Origin of the sequence: Haloechinothrix sp. LS1_15 (assembly GCF_033042135.1) — a bacterium.
Classification (GTDB): Bacteria; Actinomycetota; Actinomycetes; order Mycobacteriales; family Pseudonocardiaceae; genus Haloechinothrix.
In genome coordinates this window covers 253,018-268,500 of the sequence record NZ_WBXM01000003.1, presented here as the reverse complement: position 1 = coordinate 268,500, position 15,483 = coordinate 253,018, and the positions used below count along the sequence as shown (strand labels likewise).

The 15,483-nt window shown below is 67.5% G+C and carries 17 protein-coding genes, 1 tRNA gene and 1 pseudogene; 7 read left to right on the top strand and 12 right to left on the bottom strand.

The genetic code is table 11. From position 1 onward, the window contains the following. The first annotated feature begins 60 nt into the window (after positions 1-60). Positions 61-621, top strand: a complete 561-nt coding sequence (locus F8178_RS06460; protein WP_317493739.1) for an NUDIX hydrolase — start codon at positions 61-63, stop codon at positions 619-621. Here F8178_RS06460 and F8178_RS06455 read toward each other — a convergent pair. Beyond that, positions 618-2,024 carry a helix-turn-helix transcriptional regulator gene (locus F8178_RS06455; RefSeq protein WP_317493738.1) on the bottom strand — a complete coding sequence of 469 codons (1,407 nt, stop codon included), beginning with the start codon at positions 2,022-2,024 and terminating at the stop codon, positions 618-620. The genes F8178_RS06460 and F8178_RS06455 overlap by 4 nt on opposite strands. 261 nt (positions 2,025-2,285) lie before the next feature. On the opposite strand from F8178_RS06455, the gene F8178_RS06450 reads away from it, so the two are divergent. Together F8178_RS06450 and F8178_RS06445 are read left to right on the top strand one after the other, a co-directional pair. Then, a complete protein-coding gene (locus F8178_RS06450; protein ID WP_317493737.1) occupies positions 2,286-2,489 on the top strand; it encodes a hypothetical protein in 204 nt (67 codons plus the stop codon). A gap of 93 nt (positions 2,490-2,582) precedes the next feature. Beyond that, positions 2,583-2,705, top strand: coding sequence for a hypothetical protein (locus F8178_RS06445; RefSeq protein WP_317493736.1), 123 nt, complete (start codon positions 2,583-2,585; stop codon positions 2,703-2,705). Between the two features lie 50 nt (positions 2,706-2,755). Here the strand turns inward: F8178_RS06445 and F8178_RS06440 are convergent. Continuing rightward, a tRNA-Asn gene (locus F8178_RS06440) sits at positions 2,756-2,828 on the bottom strand. 141 nt (positions 2,829-2,969) lie between these two features. Here F8178_RS06440 and F8178_RS06435 point away from each other — a divergent pair. Then, entirely contained in the window at positions 2,970-3,173 is a 204-nt protein-coding gene (locus F8178_RS06435) for a hypothetical protein (RefSeq protein WP_317493735.1), read from the top strand. Positions 3,174-3,185: 12 nt separating this feature from the next. Here F8178_RS06435 and F8178_RS06430 read toward each other — a convergent pair whose 3' ends face one another. Genes F8178_RS06430 through dnaG form a run of 3 tightly spaced genes read right to left on the bottom strand, consistent with a single transcriptional unit; the run spans position 3,186 to position 6,427 of the window. After that, positions 3,186-3,953, bottom strand: coding sequence for a trans-aconitate 2-methyltransferase (locus tag F8178_RS06430; RefSeq protein ID WP_317493906.1), 768 nt, complete (start codon positions 3,951-3,953; stop codon positions 3,186-3,188). Positions 3,954-4,001: 48 nt separating this feature from the next. Continuing rightward, on the bottom strand, positions 4,002-4,520 hold the full coding sequence (locus tag F8178_RS06425) for a hypothetical protein (RefSeq protein ID WP_317493905.1): 519 nt from the start codon (positions 4,518-4,520) through the stop codon (positions 4,002-4,004). Next, the gene (gene dnaG / locus F8178_RS06420) at positions 4,520-6,427 is read right to left on the bottom strand and encodes a DNA primase (RefSeq protein WP_317493734.1); all 1,908 of its coding nucleotides are present in this window, start codon (positions 6,425-6,427) and stop codon (positions 4,520-4,522) included. Before dnaG ends, F8178_RS06425 begins: the two co-directional genes overlap by 1 nt. 255 nt (positions 6,428-6,682) lie before the next feature. On the opposite strand from dnaG, the gene sigJ reads away from it, so the two are divergent. Further along, a complete protein-coding gene (gene sigJ, locus F8178_RS06415; RefSeq protein ID WP_317493733.1) occupies positions 6,683-7,615 on the top strand; it encodes an RNA polymerase sigma factor SigJ in 933 nt (310 codons plus the stop codon). Here the strand turns inward: sigJ and F8178_RS06410 are convergent. The 5 genes from F8178_RS06410 to F8178_RS06390 form a co-directional block, all read right to left on the bottom strand. Next, a complete protein-coding gene (locus F8178_RS06410; RefSeq protein WP_317493732.1) occupies positions 7,612-8,178 on the bottom strand; it encodes a carboxymuconolactone decarboxylase family protein in 567 nt (188 codons plus the stop codon). The two genes, sigJ and F8178_RS06410, sit on opposite strands and share 4 nt — an antisense overlap. 107 nt (positions 8,179-8,285) lie before the next feature. Further along, positions 8,286-9,407: a serpin family protein gene (locus tag F8178_RS06405; protein ID WP_317493731.1), complete on the bottom strand. Its 1,122-nt coding sequence runs from the start codon at positions 9,405-9,407 to the stop codon at positions 8,286-8,288. Further along, positions 9,400-10,674, bottom strand: a complete 1,275-nt coding sequence (locus F8178_RS06400) for a deoxyguanosinetriphosphate triphosphohydrolase (RefSeq protein ID WP_317493730.1) — start codon at positions 10,672-10,674, stop codon at positions 9,400-9,402. Before F8178_RS06400 ends, F8178_RS06405 begins: the two co-directional genes overlap by 8 nt. A 69-nt stretch (positions 10,675-10,743) precedes the next feature. Continuing rightward, positions 10,744-11,316 carry a YdcF family protein gene (locus F8178_RS06395; protein ID WP_317493904.1) on the bottom strand — a complete coding sequence of 191 codons (573 nt, stop codon included), beginning with the start codon at positions 11,314-11,316 and terminating at the stop codon, positions 10,744-10,746. A gap of 82 nt (positions 11,317-11,398) precedes the next feature. After that, positions 11,399-12,799 carry a glycine--tRNA ligase gene (locus F8178_RS06390; RefSeq protein ID WP_317493729.1) on the bottom strand — a complete coding sequence of 467 codons (1,401 nt, stop codon included), beginning with the start codon at positions 12,797-12,799 and terminating at the stop codon, positions 11,399-11,401. Between the two features lie 386 nt (positions 12,800-13,185). Between F8178_RS06390 and F8178_RS06385 the strand changes: the two are divergent. Both F8178_RS06385 and F8178_RS06380 read left to right on the top strand, forming a co-directional pair. Further along, positions 13,186-13,533: pseudogene (locus tag F8178_RS06385) on the top strand (ArsR/SmtB family transcription factor); the annotation flags it as partial. Between the two features lie 157 nt (positions 13,534-13,690). After that, on the top strand, positions 13,691-14,107 hold the full coding sequence (locus tag F8178_RS06380; protein WP_317493728.1) for a Fur family transcriptional regulator: 417 nt from the start codon (positions 13,691-13,693) through the stop codon (positions 14,105-14,107). A gap of 70 nt (positions 14,108-14,177) precedes the next feature. Here the strand turns inward: F8178_RS06380 and F8178_RS06375 are convergent, their stop codons facing one another. Then, a complete protein-coding gene (locus F8178_RS06375) occupies positions 14,178-14,600 on the bottom strand; it encodes a YbjN domain-containing protein (protein ID WP_317493727.1) in 423 nt (140 codons plus the stop codon). A 33-nt stretch (positions 14,601-14,633) separates the two neighbouring features. Beyond that, positions 14,634-15,476, bottom strand: coding sequence for an isoprenyl transferase (locus F8178_RS06370; RefSeq protein WP_317493726.1), 843 nt, complete (start codon positions 15,474-15,476; stop codon positions 14,634-14,636). Between the last annotated feature and the right edge of the window lie 7 nt (positions 15,477-15,483).

Genomic DNA, 15,483 nt, shown 5'->3' with positions numbered 1-15,483 from the left:
CTGTCGCTTAGAAGTCATGTTGGCTTCGCATGGCTCACACCAAGCCGTACCGTGGTCGGTATGAACAGCCAGGATGAAGATGACGAGCTGACGCGGTGGACGATCCACGGCGAACGGGTGGTGGATGACAGCCGCAAGATGGTGGTGAGCATCGCGTCGGTGGAGCTGCCGGATGGGGTGCAGTTCGAGCAGTACGTGTTCCGGTCTCCTCCTGTGGCGATGGTGGTCGCCATCAATGAGCGAGACGAGGTGCTGATGATCTGGCGGCACCGATTCATCATGGATCGATGGACGTGGGAGCTACCTGGGGGCTACATCGACCCTGCGGAGGATTCTGAGCAGGCCGCTGCCCGTGAGCTGGAGGAGGAAGCGGGTTGGCGTGCTGGCTCGCTGCGCCTGCTGGCGCGCTTTCAACCGCTCGCGGGCAGCATCGACATGGAGAATCACGTCTACCTGGCCGAAGATTTGGAAGCCGCAGGCAACGGCCCTGATATCAACGAGACGGCGAAGGTGGAGTGGGTGCCGCTGTCGTCGGTGCCGGATCGCATCGCCAAGGGGGAGGTCATCGGCGCGGGTGCACAGCTCGGGCTGTTGCACGCGGCGCGGTTGCGCAGCTACTAGACCCGCTGCAACGGGATCTGGTGCGTCGTCATCTGCTTGAAGAGCTGCTGCACGTGAGTCGATGACTTGTAGGGCTGAAGTCGCTGCGCCACGTCGCTGAGATAGCGCTTAGACCGGACCGAACGAACATTCGACGCCAGTTGCAAGGCTTCGGTAGCGGCGGGCACAGCTTCATCAATGTTTCCCTGGTCGGCCAGGACGGATGCCAGCAGCGCCGTGTTGAACATGCGGCCGCGATCATATCCGTCGGACATATGCAGCGACTGGCGCGCGAAGCGCTCGGCCTGGGCTGGTTCACCGAGGTCCTTGAGCGCGTGCCCGAACTTCGCCGAGAGGTACGCGCTGTCGAGGTAGCCCAGCCAATCAGGCGTGTCATCCGGTCGGATCCGCGCGTAAGCGGCCTCGGCTTCCTGCAAGTTGATGATGCAGTTGCGGCGGTCGCCTTCCTGAGCGTAACCGTGCGCGGCCATGACGGCGGCTTCGGCCGTGAGTGCAGGGACATTGTTGATCTTGGCACCGTTCTTCGCAGTCAGGGCTCGATCAATGGCGTTGTCCGGATCGCGGAAATGGCTGAACTGGTGACTCATTCCCGCTAGCAGCTCTGCGGCGTAGACTTGATTGCCGACTTGCTGACTCAGAGCGAGGGCCTGGGTCAGCGCGCGGTGCCCTTGCTGGCTCTCGCCGATATCATACGACATCCAACCAGCCAGGTGGTAAAGCTCGGCTGCGGTGGAGAACAGTTCGTAGCTGACGGTGGAGCTGGCGCGCGTGTCGGTGAGCTTGTCCTGTACTTCGGTGCGGAGGTAGTAGACAAGCTGCTTCAAACTGTGGCCGCCACCGAAGCGGTTATCGAGCCGCCGGAACATGCGGGCGTACTCCCGCATGACTTCGACCGATTCCATCCCGACCTTGTTGTAATTCGATCCAACAGCGGGGATCGATTCCTGTAATGTGTCCGTGCCCAGCAAAGCCGCACCAACACCGATGGTCTTGAACAGTTCGCGCCTTCGTATGTCCTCCTCCGAAGTGTCGTCATCGCCAATTCTATCTGGCGCATTCGTGAAGGCGCATGCCGTAGAGTCCGAGTCATCAAAATTGAACCACAAGATGGATTCAGGGATATCGAGCGTCTTCGCCCACGAAATGAGCTTCGAGAGGTTGTGTGGTGGTTGAGGGTTGCGCTCGATGCGGCTGACCTGGCCTTGGGTCACTCCTAACGTGGTCGCCAACTCAGACTGCTTGACCGGGGGGTCTTGCAGCTCGCGCCACGACTTCAGCAGACGCCCGAAGTGGCGTTCGCGGCAAGCCTGCTGGATCTCCAGCTGCGTCCAGAAGTCGGCTGGTAGCTTGTTCGTATTCGGCTGGCGACGGCCGCTGCTCGCGGTCCTGGCCTGCCGGTCCATTCGCGTTCCCTCCAGTACGTATGCATCAAGCCTAGCTCAGTGCAAGCCAGGTAACGAGGGCGTATGCGTCGCATACATATCAGCCATTCGGGTATGCATTCATGGCGTTCGGCTGCTGGACTCACCTGCGGTTTCGTTGAGTCGTCTCCGGAAGCTCGGAGCACTGGTTAATCCCAGATTGCCTTGGAGGACTGTAGTCATGCGGTTGGTGCTGTGCGCCTCGCTGTGGCAGCGCGTATCGGGACGGCGGGACGGCAGGCTATGACCGACCCGCAACCCCACCAGTGGTACACCGCAGGCCAGCAACGCCACCTACTCGCGCGAGTCGAATACAAGCACGGCCTACCGGTGGTCATCACCGCCTGCGGCTGGCGCATCCGCCCCAGCCCATGCGACGTGCGCCTCGTCGACCCCCCGGTATGCCTGGCCTGCGACGGCATCAGCCACACCCCCGCCACCCGATGACCACGCAGACGCGACCGCTTCAACCCCGCCGTGCACAGCAACACCACACCCACCACCCGAACCCCCACAACCGACCTCGACAAGGAGCCTCGCATGAGCTGGTGGTACCGCGGCGACGGCACCATCGTCATCCACGACGAAGCCTACGGCGACACCCACATCATCACCCCCGACGACCCCGACCACCCCAACAACCACACCCACAACGAAGACTAAACATCCCACCACACACACAAAGCCCCAGGCCAACTGGCCTGGGGCTAACGCTCCCCCGGCTGGACTCGAACCAGCAACCCTTCGGTTAACAGCCGAATGCTCTGCCAATTGAGCTACAGGGGAATGTTCCTGTTCCGACCGATCTCGTCGGCAACGGTTCTCTACTGTAGCGCATCGCTCACACGGCCATGTGGGGACCCTCCGTTACGGGCCGATGGTGAACAATGGTCGACCAGCACGCCAACAACGAGGAGCGATGATGCCATGACGAAGTTCCTGCTGGGAATGGCCGTGGGCTACGTGCTCGGCTCCAGGGCCGGCCGCAGCCGCTACGAGCAGCTCGTGCGCGCGTGCCGCAGGGTGGTCGAACACCCCGCCGTGCAGGGCGCCGCGGGTGTGGCGCGGGCGAAGATCGGCGCCAAGTTGGGCGAGCGGATCCCGGCATCCGGCCACCGCGCACGCGGGTGACCCGCGAGCGCGTCACCCGGTGGTGCGTGCCACCACGAAGACACGCCGGAACGGGAACCAGGTGGTGCCATCCGACCGTTGCGGGTAAGCCTCCCGCAGTCGTGGTGCCAGCTCGTCCCGGAACCGCGTCCACTGCGTGGCATCCAGCGTTGCTTTGATGGGGCGCAGCGCCGTGCCGCTGATCCAGTCCAGTACCGGATCGGGCCCGGTGAGCCGATGCACGTATGTCGTCGACCACGCGTCGACGTCACAGCCGGCGTCGGCGAGCAATGAGGCGTAGCCCTCGGGGCTGTCGACCGCGTCGTCCTCGCGCAGCACGACCCCCTGCAGCTGCTCGGCCCACCGGGGCTCAGCGGCCAGTTCCCGGAGCGCCACGTGGGAGGGTGCGTAGAAGTTGCCAGGCACCTGCACGGCCAGCCACGCGCCTTCCGGCAGATCCGCCACCCAGCGGGTCAGGAGCCGGTCGTGCCCCGGTACCCACTGCAGCACGGCGTTGCAGACCACGACGTCGGCATCGTCGAGCGGCTGCCAGTCGATGACGTCGGCCACGTGCGCGTCGATGCCGCGCTCACGTGCCGCCGCCACCATCTCCGGGGAGGAGTCGATCCCCTCCACCGCAGCCCGTGGCCAGCGTTTCGCCAGCAGCTCGGTCAGGTTCCCCGGGCCGCAACCGAGGTCGATCACGCGGCGCGGTGCCGCCGCAGACACCCGAGCGAGCAAGTCGTGGAACGGGCGGGCGCGCGGTTCAGCGTAATCCAGGTATGCCGAGGGGTCCCACATTCCGCCTCCCAGTACAGGCGCACTGCCATTCACAGTACGAGCGTACTGTTAGCCGAGTTCTCGCGCCAGCCGCTCTGCCGCCTCGCGAGCGATATCGACCACCACGTGGCGGTCCGTCCCCGGATCGGGCCGCGCCTGTAGCAGCACACCATCCTGACCGGGCACCTTGCGCTGCACGAACCACGCCCCTCCGCCGGGCAGCTCCTTGTAATACCGGGACCGGATGGAGCCGTCCACGCGGTCACGCACCACTTTGGGCAACGTGCCGTGTCGCGGCAGCCGGTACCGCACGGGCCGCCGGTCGACGATCACCACCGCGTTCCCCGCCTGCTCGATCTCCTCGCTCTCCACCACGGTGAGCACCGACTCGGACCAGGTCACCTTGCTGATGGCGTGCCAGGCCATGCGCCGGAACCCCGCCTGCTCGGGAACCCACAACCCCAGCGAGGTCGCCACCACCGGACCACCGGTGGCAGGAGCCGAGCTCAACACGTGCTCCTCCCCGGCGAGAGTGCCCGTGAACCCCTCCGGAATCCGGTCTCCCAGCACGCGTTTCAGCCAGCCGATCAATACATACCTCCGACCGCTTGCTCCCGCAGCGCCTTACGGTACTGCTCGAGCGCCACCAGGTCGCCGAACAAGGCGCGGTACTCCTCGGCATTCTCGGTGGGAGATACCCGCTGCAGCTTGGACTTCACGTCCGCGATCTGGCGGCCGACGTGCGCCGCCTGCACGACCGCGATCTCGGTGGCGACGTAGTTCGCGTCGACCTCCTCCTTGGCGTGCAACGGCTCCACCGCCAGTTCCGACAGTACCCGGCGCGCGGTGCCCTGCGGTATCTGCTGCGTCGCGGCATCCAGCAACGCGGGGCCAGTCAACCCGCTGGCCGTTCCGCCCGCCTCGATCACAGCGCGATGCACCGCCACGTAGGCCGGGTGGGTGAAGGCATCCTCGGGCAGCGCATCGTAGGACGGTCCGGCCATCCCCGGCTCCTGCAGCGCAGCCTTGAGCACCTCGCGCTGCGCCCGCAGCCGCGGGTCGCGTGGGTCGGGACGGGGCAGGTCCTCGGCCGCGGCCTCGCCGCCCTGCTGCGCCGCACCGCGTTCCCGTCGCCGCGACGGTGCCGCGCCGTTGACCGCACCTCGCGCGGTCTCCCGCACGCGGCGCACCACCATCGACTCGTCATGCCAGCCGGTCCAGAAGGCGAGCTTGACGGCGTAGCCGTCCCGCTTGGCCTCATCTTTGATCTGCGCGACCATCGGCACGGTGCGCTGCAGCGCCGCCACCTGGCCGTCCACCGAGTCGAGGTCGTAGGAACGCAGCATGCTGCGGATGGCGAACTCGAACAGCGGTACCCTGCGGGCCACCAGGTCACGCACGGCCGCGTCACCCTTGGCCAGTCGCAGGTCACAGGGGTCCATCCCCTCGGGAGCCACAGCGATGTAGGTCTGCGCGGCGAAGGTCTGATCACCCTCGAACGCCTTCAGCGCCGCTTTCTGTCCCGCCTCGTCCGCGTCGAAGGTGAAGATCACCTCGCCGCGGAAGGCGTCGTCGTCCATCATCAGACGCCGCAACACCGCCATGTGGTCGCTGCCGAACGCGGTGCCCGAGGAGGCGATCGCGGTGGGCACCCCAGCGACGTGCATCGCCATCACGTCGGTGTACCCCTCGACGACGACCACCTGATGCCGCTTGGCGATCTCGCGCTTGGCCAGATCGATCCCGAACAACACCTGCGACTTCTTGTAGATCGGGCTTTCGCTGGTGTTGAGGTACTTGGCCTCGATCGGGTCGTCGTCGAAGATGCGCCGCGCACCGAAACCGACCACGTCCCCGCCGAGGTCCTTGATCGGCCACAGCAACCGCCGCCGGAATCGGTCGACCGGCTTGCCGTGCTTGCTCTCCCTGGCCAGCTGCGCCTTGTACAGCTCCTCGACCTGGAACCCCTTGCCGAGCAGGTGCCGGGTGAGCTGATCCCACCCGCCCGGGGCGAACCCGCACCCGAAGGTCCGCGCCTCCTCGGCGCCGAACCCGCGCTCGGTGAGGAACTCGCGGGCGGGTTTGGCCTCGGGGCTGCCCAGCTGCTCTGCGTAGAACTCCTGCGCCGCGCGATGTGCCTCGATCAGCCGGGAACGCGTGCCCCTGTCGCGCTGCACGGTGGTGCCGCCCCCGGTATAGGTGAGCTGGATCCCCACCCGATCGGCGAGCCGTTCCACCGACTCCACGAAACCGAGGTGCTCGGTCTTCATCACGAAGGCGATGACGTCACCGCCCTCACCACATCCGAAGCAGTGGAACGTCCCCAGCGAGGGGCGCACGTTCAGCGACGGGGTCTTCTCGTCGTGAAACGGGCACAGGCCCTTCAGCGATCCCCCACCGGACCGTCGCAACGCGACATACTCCCCGATGACGTCATCGATCCGATTACGCTCACGAACCTCCGCGATGTCACTTTCCCGGATCCGTCCCGCCACACCCCGGGAGTCTAGTGTGCCTGCGCGTCCGGCACCGACGCGGCCGTACCCCGCGCGTCAGCCCCGCCTGTGTCCATGGCACAGGCACCGCGTGTTCGTCGCTCGAGCACCCCGTGTTGGGTGCCCGGCACGCCGCAGCGCCCAACACGGCGTGCCAGAACGACCAACTTGGTGGGTCGCAACGCCCGACATGGTGTGTCAGAACGCCCGACACGGCGTGCTGCGGGGCTCGACACGGTGGGGAATACTGACGTGGTGACCGTACCGCCTGGGGATCTCGACGCGCTGGCTGCTGACTTCACCGCGCGGCGCAGCGATCTGCTCGCGGTGGCGTATCGCATAACCGGGATCCGTTCCGATGCCGAGGATGCCGTGCAGGAGGCCTGGCTGCGGCTGGCGGGCACAGCGCCGGAGGTCCGCGCGGAGATCCGCGATCTCGGTGCCTGGCTGGCTACGGTGGTCGGCCGCATCTGCCTCGACCGGCTACGATCGGCAGCCGCCCGACGGGAGCGGTACGTCGGGCAGTGGCTGCCGGAGCCGGTGGTGACGCCGCTGGAGGGCGGCGATCCCACGCAGCCGCTGACCGAGATCGTGCACCGCGACGAGGTGCGGATGGCCGCGATGGTGGTCCTCGACCGGCTCACCCCCGAGCAGCGGGTGGCGTTCGTGCTGCACGATGCCCTCGCGGTGCCGTTCGCCGAGATCGCCAGCACCCTAGGATGCACCACCGACGCCGCTCGGCAGCACGCCTCCCGCGCGCGGCGGATCGTGGCCGAGGCCGATCCACCGCACCGGGCGTCCCTCGAGCAGCAACGAGACCTCCTCGAACGGTTCATGCACGCGCTCATGAACGGCGATGTCGACACCGTCACCCACCTGCTGCACCCGGACGTAGTGTTGATCGGCGACGCCGACGGCAAGGCGCGCACCGCGCTACAGGTCGTCACCGGCGCCGACAAGATCGCCCGGTTCGCGTTCGGGCTCCGCGCACAATACTCAGCCGAGGCTCTGGCCGGCGGCAGGCTCGTGCTGGTCAACGGCGATCTGGGGATGTACTTCCCACCGCATCCCGGCGACACCGAGCATCGCGCGCTCGATGCCCGCCTGCACACCATCGCTGTCCGGGACGGATCGATCGCCGCCTTCTACGACCAGGCCAACCCGGACAAGCTCGGCACGATCCCCTAATCGCGCGACACACGACAGGCTTCACCCGAGGTGAAACCCTGCTCGGGGATCCCGAGTGCGGCGTTGTTGCGGGCACGCATGTTCTCCAGCGCGATGTGGTACGTCAATTCGAGCACACCGGCGCGCCCGAACTCCGCCTCAAGCTCGCGCACCTGCTCATCGGTCACCGTCACCGGCAGCTCGGTCATCGCGTCGGCATAGCCGATCGCCAGGCGCTCAGCATGGCTGTATCGCGCCGAGTCGGCGAAGTTATCGATCTCGGCCAGCCGCTCGATGTCCAACCCATCCATCCGCTGCAACATCGCGCCGAAGTCGATACACCATGAGCAACCCAGCCGCTGCGCCACGCGGTACACCGCCAGCTGCCGGACGTTGGCAGGTAGTACCCGGCTGACCTTCTCCACCAGCGTCTCGTGCACCGCGCCCGCGGCGAACAGGCCACCGTGGTGAGCCGCGACCGCGAACGGTTCCGGTACCGCCCCGAACCGCTGACGCGCGTACCGGTAGGCGAGCCTGCGAAACAGGCCGACACCTTCACGGGGCATAGCTGGGATACGCGACATCACGCTCTCCTTCCCGCCGCAATCTCCGGGTCCCCCGGATCACTTCACTCCTACCGACGAAACGGACCACGCGAACGTGACAGCGGAACACCGCTCGGTGGCCTCCGTCAGGACGGGTCGGTCACGCGGGCGAAGAAGTACAGCGCGCCGGTGGTGGCGTGCCGGATCAGCAGCAGGAACGGGCGATCCACCCGGAACTCCACGGGCGTGTCGGTGAACGCGGCCACCATCCGCACCATCACCGCCGTGGCCGCCGCACCCTCCAGCCCCTGCTCGTCGAGCTCGAGCACCGATTCGTGCAGCACGTCGGAGACTTCGAGTCGGGGATCGTCGGACAGCCCCGACAGGTCGGCTGCGGGGGTGAACAGGTCGCGCACGCCGAGTGCCCGCAGCACCTCCACCAGCGAGGTCTGCGTCCCGAGGCGGAGCCGGGGCAGCGTCACCGCGACCCGCCGGGACGCCTTGGGCCCCGGCAGCAGCGCGGCGAGCCGTTCGGCATCGAGGGACGGTTCGGCCTCGGCCAGCTCCCCGTCCGGCAGCAGCACCACGGCCTCGACCCCACCAGCCGCGGGCAGCGTGACGCTGCGCCACCCGCCCGCCTCGGCATACGGCAGGGCTTCGACCAGGTGCATCATCGGCACCGTCCGCTTGCCCGGCAGGCCGTGAAAATCCTGCTCCCTGGTGTCCCGCTCGGGGAACCGGTTGCGCCAGGCCGCCTTGACGTACAGGGCATTGACCAGGCTCGCCACGGTCGACGGGTCCACCGCGCCTGCCGGGATCAGCTCCGGGATCAGGTCGCGGGTCGTGCGGGCCACATCGGCGTTGATCGCGCCGCGGGCCGTTTCCGGTTCGGTCACGAACGGCGCCTTCTCCACCTTGGCCCCCGGCCAGGTCGCCAGCTTCTCCCGGAAGCTGTCGTGGACGCTCAGCCCGTCCCAGACCCACAGGGCGTTGCTGACCGCGAACACCGGATCCTCACCGTCGCCTTCAGGCGACAGCCGGGACGCCTCCCGCAGCAACGAGACGTGCCCGGCAATGTCCGGCTCGTCACCGCACAGCAACCCGCGCAGCTGCGCCGCGGTATTCCCACCCGCCGCCTGGCAGGTCATGCCCAACGCGCTGGCCACAGAGTACGGCGAGACGCAAACGTTGCCGCTGCCCCCCAGCTGCCGGTGCAGCGCCAGCGAGAACCTCAGATGCTCACGGAGTCCCGGCGCACGCTCAGCCATGCCGACCAGTGTGCCAGGCGTGCCACGCGGTCGCTTGCGCATCGGTGAGGGAAGCGACCTGATCGATCACCACCCGCAACCGCGCGGTGTCGTCGGCGGCGGCCTCGAAGGCGGGCAGGAAGCTCCGGTCAAGTGCCTCCGGTGAGCGCCGGAGCAGCACCGCGACCAGCTCGGCCAGCAGCTGGCGCTGGCCCTCCTGGATGGCAAGGCGCCGGGCGTCGCTCATCACCGTACGCAGGGCGAGCGCCTTCAGCAGCGCGACCTCAGCTGCCACCTGCTCGGGCACCTCGAGCGAGGCGCCGTAGCGCGCCAGCGGCCCCGATCCGTAGCGTTTCCGTGTCCGCGCCACAGCCGCCGTAGCGAACCGGCCGACCAGCTCGCTGGTCAATCGCTTCAGCGCGACCTGCATCCGTACCGAACCGTCGTAGTCGGTGGACACCACATCGCCGACCACGGGCAGTGCCAGGAGCTCCCCGGCAGCGGCCTCCAGCGCCGCCACAGACTGCTCCGAAAAGTACTTCGCGGCGGTCTCGGCCAGCGCAGCGCGCTCACCGTCGTCGGCGAGCATCCGCAGCGACAGCCTGCCGGACAGCACCCCGTCCTCCACGTCGTGCACGGAGTAGGCCACGTCATCGGCCCAGTCCATGATCTGCGCCTCTAGGCACCGGCTCCGCTGCGGCGCACCTTGCCGCATCCAGTCGAACACCGGGACGTCGTCGGGGTACACGCCGAACTTGCGGGTACCGGGGCCGGCGGGCCACGGGTACTTCGTCGCCGCGTCCAGGCTCGCCCGCGTGAGGTTCAGCCCGTGCGGCTCCTCCCCGTGACCAAGCACCTTCGGTTCGAGGCGCGTCAGGATCCGCAGCGTTTGCGCATTGCCCTCGTAACCACCGCACACCTCGGCGACCTCGTTCAGCGCGCGCTCACCGTTGTGCCCGAACGGCGGATGCCCGATGTCGTGCGCCAGCCCTGCCGTCTCGACCAGGTCCCCGTCGGCGCCGAGATCCTCGGCGATACCGCGACCGATCTGCGCGACCTCGAGCGAGTGGGTCAGCCTGGTGCGCGGCACACCGCTGACCTCCGCGCCCTCCCCCGGGCCGACGACCTGCGTCTTGCCCGCGAGCCTGCGCAGCGCTGCCGAGTGCAGCACCCTGGCTCGGTCCCTGGCGAACGGCGACCTCGCGTCACCGCCCGCCGTGGCGGACGAGCCCTTCTCCGGCTCACCGACCCAGCGCTCGCGCTCGTGTTCACCGTAGAAATCACGCATCGGTGTGTCCCACTCCGTCGGTCGAGCGACCAGCTTAGGACATCATCACGACACTGTCCCCAGCTCGGCTCAACCGAGGCCGCTACCGCCGAGCTCGTCGGCCGGGTCGGCCGAGATGCGGTAGTGCAGCAGCGCACCCGTCTCGCGGATGATGTACCGCAGCTGCGTCTGCCGTGTCTGCACGATCGGCCCGCTGAACGTGGGCGAGGTGTGCGCGTCGAGGCCGAGATCGCGCGCCATGGTCCTGGCGCGCAGCGAATGCCACGGGTCGCTGACGATGACCACCGACTCCACCCCGCGATCGTCGAACACGTTCACGGCGGCCTCCAGGCTGCTGTAGGTGTCGGTGCCCACGCCAACGGCGAGCGTGGCGCTGTCCGGCACCCCTTGCTCGCGCAGCCACCGCGCCCCGGCGTCGGCCTCGGTGTAGGTGTCGCCTGCGCCGCTGCCGCCGGTGGTCACGACCAGCGGGGCGGTTCCAGCGTGGTACAGCTCCCCGGCATGTCCCAGCCGGGACTGGAAGATCGACGACGGGGACCCGTTGTACTGCGCGGCACCGAGCACGACGATGGCATCGGCGGGGCTACGGTCGTCGACCCTGGCCACCTGCCAGACCCGGAACGCCGTTCCGGCGGTGACCATCAGCGCGATCACGAGACAGCCGGTGATCGCGCGTGTCAGCCAGCGACCGAAGCGCGGGTTACCAGTCACGTCACGCGCCGGGTCAGCAGCCAACCAGCCGTGCGGCGAGGTAGGACTCGAGCTGGTCGATGGCCACCCGCTCCTGGGTCATGTCGTCCCGCTCGCGCACGGTCACGGCGTGGTCCTCCAAGGTGTCGAAGTCCACCGTCACGCAGAACGGGGTGCCGATCTCGTCCTGCCTGCGGTACCGCTTGCCGACCGAGGCGGCGTCGTCGAACTCGACGTTCCAGTGCGGCCGCAGCGCCGCGGCGATGTCCTGCGCCTTGGGGGTCAGGTCGGAGTTCCGCGACAGCGGGAGCACCGCGACCTTGATCGGCGCGAGCCTGCGGTCGAGCTTCAGCACGACACGCTTGTCCACCCCGCCCTTGGCGTTGGGCACCTCTTCCTCGGTGTAGGCGTCGATCAAAAAGGCCATCAGCGGCCGGCCCACCCCTGCCGCGGGCTCGATCACGAACGGCCGGTAGCGCTCACCGGTGGCCTGGTCGAAGTACGACAGGTCGACGCCCGAGTGGTTGGAGTGGGTGGTGAGATCGAAGTCGGTCCGGTTGGCGATGCCCTCGAGCTCCCCCCACTCCTGGCCGGAGCTGAAACCGAACCGGTACTCGATGTCCACGGTGCGCTTGGAGTAGTGCGACAGCTTTTCCTTGGGGTGCTCGTAGTGCCGTAGGTTGTCCTTGGCGATCCCCAGATCGGTGTACCAGCGGGTGCGCTCCTCGATCCAGTACTGATGCCAGTTCTCGTCCTCGCCGGGCTCGACGAAGTACTCCATCTCCATCTGCTCGAACTCGCGGGTGCGGAAGATGAAGTTGCCTGGCGTGATCTCATTACGGAACGACTTGCCGATCTGCCCGATGCCGAACGGCGGCTTACGCCGTGCCGTGGTCACCACGTTGGAGAAGTTGACGAAGATCCCCTGCGCGGTCTCCGGGCGCAGGTAATGCAAGCCTTCCTCGGACTCCACCGGGCCGAGATAGGTCTTGAGCAGCCCGTTGAACTCGCGCGGCTCGGTGTACGAACCGCGGACACCGCAGTTGGGGCAGGGCACGTCGGACAGGTCCGGCTCGCCGTCGACGGTGGCGAGCTCCTTGCCGGTGCGCTCGGCGTACTCCTCGGCGATCTGGTCGGCTCGCCAGCGCCGGTGGCACGACAGGCACTCGACCAGCGGATCGACGAACGCCTCGAGGTGCCCGGAGGCGACCCAGACCTGGCGGGGCAGGATCACCGACGAGTCGATGCCGACGACATCCTCGCGACCCTGCACGACCGACTTCCACCACTGGCGCTTGAGGTTGTCCTTCAACTCCACGCCGAGCGGTCCGTAATCCCACGCGGACCGGGTCCCGCCGTAGATCTCCCCGCACGGGAACACGAAACCACGGCGCTTGCACAGGTTGACGACGGTCTCAATGCGATCGGTGGGCACTCGAAGAGTCTCCGAACTTCTGTGTATGTCTCGTTCACGAGCCAGGTTGTTCGACCATAGCCAGGCAGGATCCTGGAATCTCCCAGCTTAGCGCTCCCGGTCACAACTCTAACGGGCGGATCCGGCGTTACCGAGCGTGCATCCTGGCGGAACGGGAACGGCCGGCACTCATCCGGCAAGACCCCGAACTCCTCGCTGGATGAGATCCTGGCCAGCTACGGTGACGTCGAGCTGCGGGTGATCGCCGATTTCCTGCGCCGGACCACCGAGGCGGGGCAGGTGGCCACCGACGAGCTGGCGCAGGAATAACGATGCGGGATACCCCGGTTCCGCCCTGAATACGCAGGTTGCGGACACGCCCGTACTACCATGAATGGATGGCGCATATGGTCGACGACGCACACGGTTCGCACGAACACTCCCACAGCCGGAGCGCGCCGACTCCAGCGCCGGTCCACCCAATGGGTACCCTGACGGAGGCGGGTGAGCTGCTCCGCGCGCTGGCGGCACCGGTACGGATCGCCATCGTGATGCAGTTGCGGTTCGGCGAGCGTTGCGTGCACGAGCTCGTCGAGGCGCTCGGTGTGGCCCAACCGCTGATCAGCCAACACCTTCGCGTGCTCAAGTCGGCGCGGGTGGTGTACGGCGAGCGGCGAGGTCGGGAGGTCGTCTACCGGCTGGCCGACGATCACCTCGCCCACATCGTGGTGGATGCCATCACCCACGTCAGCGAGCACGTCGAGCCACACGTCGACGAGCACGCCGAGACGCACAGCACAGTGCCGGGCAAGGTGCACGGAACTGTGCATGATGACGAGCACGGCACGGACCGCGCCGTAACGTACGGCCGGTCCGTGAACCGAACGTAGGCACAAGGGAGGACCAGCGGCGATGGCACAGTCGGTACAGCAGTCGCCCCCGGTACCCGGTCGTCGGTCGACCAAGCAGCGGGCCGCGGTCGTCGAGCTCCTCAGCGAGATCGACGACTTCCGTTCCGCGCAGGAGCTGTACGACGAGCTCCGCAACCGCGGCGAGGAGATCGGGCTGACCACCGTGTACCGGACACTGCAGTCGTTGTCCGAGACCGGGATCATCGACGTGCTCCGCACGGACTCGGGCGAGGCCATCTACCGTCGCTGCTCGGACCACCACCACCATCACCTGGTCTGCCGCAAGTGCGGGTATACCGTGGAGATCGAGGGCCCCACCGTGGAGCGCTGGGCGAGCTCGGTGGCCTCGCAGAACGGCTTCTCCGATATCAACCACACGATCGAGCTGGTGGGCACCTGTTCCGGGTGCGCAGCCTGACCCGCGACGGGCAGGCAGGGCCGTCACCGCCGTGGCGCGGGCAAGCACCGCCCGGAACGCGCACGTCTGCTCATTCCTGTTCCTGGGTGCCGAGGAACTCGCTGCGTAGCTGCGAGGCCGTCGACACGACCAGCATCAGCAAGGTACCCAGCGGGGACGGATCCATACCCTCGGCAGGGAAGGCGTAACGCAGCGTGAGATCCACGCCGTTGTCGGTGTGCACCACCCCGAGGGTGCCGAACAACCCCTGGCCAGCCCGCTCGGCCGCCGCGGCGGCCAGCGCGGGATCGTCGGCGAGGTCCCATGCGACGACGCAGGTCAGGCTCAGCACCGTCAGCCCGTCGGCGAGCCGGATCGCCTGCACGGCACACGGCACATCGGCGTGCGAGAAGGTGAGCGCTCCGTCGTCGTCGACGTGCACCTCCATGTAGCGCTCCAGCGCCGCGCGCGCGTTCGCCAACAGCGACGCGGTATCCGCTGCCTCGGTACTCATGTGATTCGTCCCGACTCCCTTCTGGGCGGATCCCTACTGACTGCGCTCTACGCCGTCACGTGCGACGCCGTCATGTGCGACGCCGTCACGTGCGGCCCCGAAGCGCCGGTCGCGCTTGGCGTACTCGAGGCAGGCCTGCCAGAGGTGCGTGCGATCGAAATCCGGGAACAGCGTGTCCTGGAACACGAACTCGGCATAGGCCGACTCCCACAGCAGGAAGTTCGACGTACGCCGCTCGCCGGACGGGCGCAGGAACAGGTCGACGTCGGGCATCTCCGGCTGGTACAGGTGTTTGGCGATGGTGCGCTCAGTGATCTTGGCCGGGTCGAGCGTGCCGTCGGCGGCCTGCGCGGCGATGCGCTTGACCGCATCGGTGATCTCCGCCCTACCGCCGTAGTTCACACACATCGTCATGTTGAGCAACTCATTGTCGCGAGTCTTGTCCTCCGCAGCGCGCAGCTCTTTGATCACGCTGCGCCACAGCTTGGGGCTGCGGCCCGCCCAGCGGATCCGCACCCCGATGGAGTTGAGGTAGTCGACCTGGCGCCGGATGGTGTCGCGGTTGAACCCCATCAAAAAGCGCACCTCATCGGGACTGCGTTTCCAGTTCTCGGTGGAGAAGGCGTACACCGACAGCCAGCGCACCCCCAGCTCCACCGCGCCGGAGGCGACATCGATCATCACCGACTCGCCGCGCTTGTGGCCTTCGATACGCGGCAGGCCACGCTGGTTCGCCCAGCGCCCGTTGCCGTCCATGACAAGCGCCACGTGGCGGGGAATCAGCTCACCTGGGATATCCGGGGGACGTTGCCCGGAAGGGTGAGGATCGGGAGCGCGCGGTTCCGACCGCCGGTTCCCCTGCTGACGCCGCACCATCAACCTC

Coding starts and splice junctions, on each gene's coding strand:
- F8178_RS06460 (WP_317493739.1), top strand. CDS start 61: ATGAACAGCCAGGATGAAGATGACGAGCTGACGCGGTGGACGATCCAC.
- F8178_RS06455 (WP_317493738.1), bottom strand. CDS start 2,024: ATGGACCGGCAGGCCAGGACCGCGAGCAGCGGCCGTCGCCAGCCGAAT.
- F8178_RS06450 (WP_317493737.1), top strand. CDS start 2,286: ATGACCGACCCGCAACCCCACCAGTGGTACACCGCAGGCCAGCAACGC.
- F8178_RS06445 (WP_317493736.1), top strand. CDS start 2,583: ATGAGCTGGTGGTACCGCGGCGACGGCACCATCGTCATCCACGACGAA.
- F8178_RS06435 (WP_317493735.1), top strand. CDS start 2,970: ATGACGAAGTTCCTGCTGGGAATGGCCGTGGGCTACGTGCTCGGCTCC.
- F8178_RS06430 (WP_317493906.1), bottom strand. CDS start 3,953: ATGTGGGACCCCTCGGCATACCTGGATTACGCTGAACCGCGCGCCCGC.
- F8178_RS06410 (WP_317493732.1), bottom strand. CDS start 8,178: ATGTCGCGTATCCCAGCTATGCCCCGTGAAGGTGTCGGCCTGTTTCGC.
- F8178_RS06405 (WP_317493731.1), bottom strand. CDS start 9,407: ATGGCTGAGCGTGCGCCGGGACTCCGTGAGCATCTGAGGTTCTCGCTG.
- F8178_RS06400 (WP_317493730.1), bottom strand. CDS start 10,674: ATGCGTGATTTCTACGGTGAACACGAGCGCGAGCGCTGGGTCGGTGAG.
- F8178_RS06395 (WP_317493904.1), bottom strand. CDS start 11,316: ATGGTCACCGCCGGAACGGCGTTCCGGGTCTGGCAGGTGGCCAGGGTC.
- F8178_RS06380 (WP_317493728.1), top strand. CDS start 13,691: ATGGCACAGTCGGTACAGCAGTCGCCCCCGGTACCCGGTCGTCGGTCG.
- F8178_RS06375 (WP_317493727.1), bottom strand. CDS start 14,600: ATGAGTACCGAGGCAGCGGATACCGCGTCGCTGTTGGCGAACGCGCGC.
- F8178_RS06370 (WP_317493726.1), bottom strand. CDS start 15,476: ATGGTGCGGCGTCAGCAGGGGAACCGGCGGTCGGAACCGCGCGCTCCC.